The organism is Streptococcus pseudopneumoniae, assembly GCF_001072315.1.
Classification (GTDB): domain Bacteria; phylum Bacillota; class Bacilli; order Lactobacillales; family Streptococcaceae; genus Streptococcus; species Streptococcus pseudopneumoniae_R.
Genome location: NZ_JVLI01000040.1, coordinates 1 through 3339, shown reverse-complemented (window position 1 = coordinate 3339; position 3339 = coordinate 1). Strand labels below are relative to the sequence as shown.

3 protein-coding genes are annotated in these 3339 nt (G+C 43.1%); all 3 read left to right on the top strand.

Going from position 1 to position 3339, the window contains the following annotated elements:
* The first annotated feature begins 224 nt into the window (after positions 1–224).
* Genes ADH54_RS01740 through ADH54_RS01730 form a run of 3 tightly spaced genes read left to right on the top strand, consistent with a single transcriptional unit; the run spans position 225 to position 3255 of the window.
* On the top strand, positions 225–620 hold the full coding sequence (locus ADH54_RS01740) for a CopY/TcrY family copper transport repressor (protein ID WP_042750305.1): 396 nt from the start codon (positions 225–227) through the stop codon (positions 618–620).
* Between the two features lie 10 nt (positions 621–630).
* Entirely contained in the window at positions 631–1002 is a 372-nt protein-coding gene (locus ADH54_RS01735; RefSeq protein ID WP_049523768.1) for a cupredoxin domain-containing protein, read from the top strand.
* A 9-nt stretch (positions 1003–1011) separates the two neighbouring features.
* Positions 1012–3255 (top strand): heavy metal translocating P-type ATPase, encoded by a 2244-nt coding sequence (locus ADH54_RS01730; protein WP_049523766.1) that lies wholly within the window; start codon positions 1012–1014, stop codon positions 3253–3255.
* Positions 3256–3339: the final 84 nt, after the last annotated feature.

The following is a 3339-nucleotide window of genomic DNA, read 5'->3' as shown; positions in this document are numbered from 1 at the left end:
ACTCTTCGAAAATCTCTTCAAACCACGTCAGCGTCGCCTTACCGTACTCAAGTACAGCTTGCGCCTAGCTTTCTAGTTTGCTCTTTGATTTTTATTGAGTATTAATCAATTTTGTAATGAAGATAAAAAAAAGAAAAAGATTCGATTTTTATGATTGACAAATGTAGATTTTAAGAGTATACTATTTAATATAATTGACAAATGTAGATTTTGGAGGTGTGATGATGCAGATTTCAGATGCAGAATGGCAGGTCATGAAGATTATTTGGATGCAGGGCGAACAGACCAGTACGGATTTGATCAGGGTTCTGGCGGAGCGGTTCGATTGGTCCAAGTCGACCATTCAAACTCTTTTGGCTCGTTTGGTTGAGAAAGAGTGTTTGACTCGGAAAAAAGAAGGCAAGTCCTTTGTCTATTCAGCCCTTTTAACTTTGGACCAAAGTAGGGATTTACTTGTCCAAGATATTAAGGACAAGGTTTGTTCCCGTAGGATTAAGAACTTGTTGGCTGATTTGATTGCTGAATGTGATTTTACTCAGACTGACTTGGAAGACTTGGAAGCTGTGATTTCTGAGAAGAAATCAAGCGCTGTAACAGAAGTAAAATGTAATTGTATGTAAAGGAGACGTCATGTTAAATAGTATTGTAACCATTGTTTGTATTGCCCTTATCGTGTTTATCTTGTTTTGGTTTTTCAAAAAGCCTGAAAAATCTGGACAAAAGGCCCAGCAAAAAAACGGCTACCAAGAGATTCGAGTGGAGGTCATGGGAGGCTATACGCCTGAGTTGATTATCCTCAAGAAATCAGTGCCAGCCCGCATTGTCTTTGACCGTAAGGACCCTTCACCCTGTCTGGACCAAATTGTTTTTCCAGATTTTGGTGTACATGCGGACCTGCCTATGGGCGAAGAGTATGTAGTGGAAATCACGCCTGAGCAGGCTGGAGAGTATGGTTTCTCTTGTGGCATGAATATGATGCACGGCAAGATGATTGTAGAATAGGAGAATGATATGACTGAAATTGTAAAAGCAAATCTTGAAAATGGTGTTCAAAAAATCCGTATCACGGCAGACAAAGGCTACCATCCAGCCCATATCCAGCTTCAAAAAGGGATTCCAGCTGAGATCACCTTTCATCGTACTACTCCTTCAAACTGTTATAAGGAAATTCTGTTTGAAGAAGAAGGCATCTTGGAACCAATCGGCGTAGACGAAGAGAAAGTCATTCGTTTTACCCCTCAAGAATTAGGCCAACATGAATTTTCTTGTGGCATGAAGATGCAAAAGGGAAGTTATACAGTCGTTGAGAAGACTCGAAAATCTCTATCACTTTTACAGCGTTTTTGGATTACTAGTATCTTTACTGTGCCTCTTGTGATCCTCATGATTGGGATGTCGACAGGAGGAATTAGTCACCAAGTCATGCGTTGGGGCACCTTTTTAGCCACAACACCGATTATGCTAGTAGCAGGTGGTCCTTATATCCAAAGTGCTTGGGCCAGCTTTAAAAAGCACAATGCCAACATGGATACCTTGGTTGCTCTGGGAACCCTAGTGGCCTATTTCTATAGCTTAGTTGCCCTCTTCGCTGGCCTCCCCGTTTACTTTGAAAGTGCTGCATTTATCTTCTTCTTCGTTCTTATGGGAGCCGTTTTTGAGGAGAAAATGCGGAAAAATACTTCCCAAGCTGTGGAGAAATTACTTGACTTGCAGGCTAAAACTGCAGAAGTCTTGCGTGAGGATAACTATGTTCAAGTCCCTTTGGAGCAAGTCAAGGTAGGTGACCTGATTCGAGTGCGACCTGGTGAGAAGATTGCTGTTGATGGTGTCGTAGTAGAAGGTGTCTCTAGTATTGATGAGTCTATGGTGACAGGTGAGAGTCTGCCTGTGGACAAGACAGTTGGAGATACTGTGATTGGTTCAACAATCAATAATAGTGGAACACTTGTTTTTAGAGCAGAAAAAGTTGGTTCAGAGACTGTTTTGGCTCAGATTGTGGATTTTGTGAAGAAAGCTCAGACAAGTCGTGCGCCGATTCAGGACTTGACGGATAAAATTTCAGGGATTTTTGTCCCAGCAGTTGTCATTTTAGGGATTGTGACCTTTTGGGTTTGGTTCGTCTTGCTCAGGGATAGTGTAGTTGTGCTTGGAGCGAGCTTTGTGTCTTCGCTTCTCTATGGAGTAGCAGTTCTGATTATTGCCTGCCCTTGTGCATTGGGACTTGCAACACCGACAGCCCTTATGGTGGGGACAGGTCGCAGTGCCAAGATGGGAGTTCTCCTCAAAAATGGAACGGTTCTACAGGAAATCCAGAAAGTCCAAACCATTGTCTTTGATAAGACCGGGACTTTGACTGAAGGGAAACCTGTGGTCACAGATATCATCGGCGACGAAGTAGAAGTGCTTGGATTGGCAGCTTCCTTGGAAGAAGCTTCTCAACACCCACTGGCTGAGGCCGTTGTGAAACGAGCGAGTGAAGCTGGACTTGAGCTTCAAACTGTTGAAAATTTCCAAGCCTTGCACGGAAAAGGTGTCTCAGGGCAAATCAATGGAAAACAAGTTCTGCTTGGAAATGCTAAAATACTGGATGGCATGAACATTTCTAGCACTTATCAAGAAAAACTAGAAGAACTGGAAAAAGAAGCTAAGACAGTTGTTTTCTTGGCTGTGGACAATGAAATCAAAGGCTTGCTTGCTCTGCAAGATATTCCAAAGGAAAATGCTAAGCTTGCCATCAGTCAGTTGAAAAAGCGTGGTCTTAAAACAGTCATGCTGACAGGAGATAATGCAGGTGTGGCGCGTGCTATTGCGGATCAGATCGGAATCGAAGAGGTCATTGCAGGTGTCTTGCCAGAAGAAAAAGCCCATGAAATCCATAAACTACAAGCGGCTGGAAAAGTAGCCTTTGTTGGTGACGGTATCAATGACGCTCCTGCCCTCAGTGTAGCAGATGTGGGGATTGCTATGGGAGCTGGAACAGATATTGCCATCGAGTCAGCAGATTTGGTGTTGACAACTAATAACCTCCTAGGAGTGGTTCGTGCCTTTGACATGAGTAAGAAAACCTTTCATCGAATTCTGCTCAATCTTTTCTGGGCCTTTATCTACAATGTCGCCGGAATTCCGATTGCAGCAGGAGTCTTTTCAGGTGTTGGACTGGCTCTCAACCCAGAACTGGCAGGTCTAGCTATGGCCTTTAGTTCTGTATCCGTTCTGACTAGTTCACTCTTACTAAACTTTAGTAAAATAGACTAAAAGCGGGCTTGCTCGCTTTTTATACTCTTCGAAAATCTCTTCAAACCACGTCAGCTTTATCTGCAACCTCAAAGCTGTGCTTTG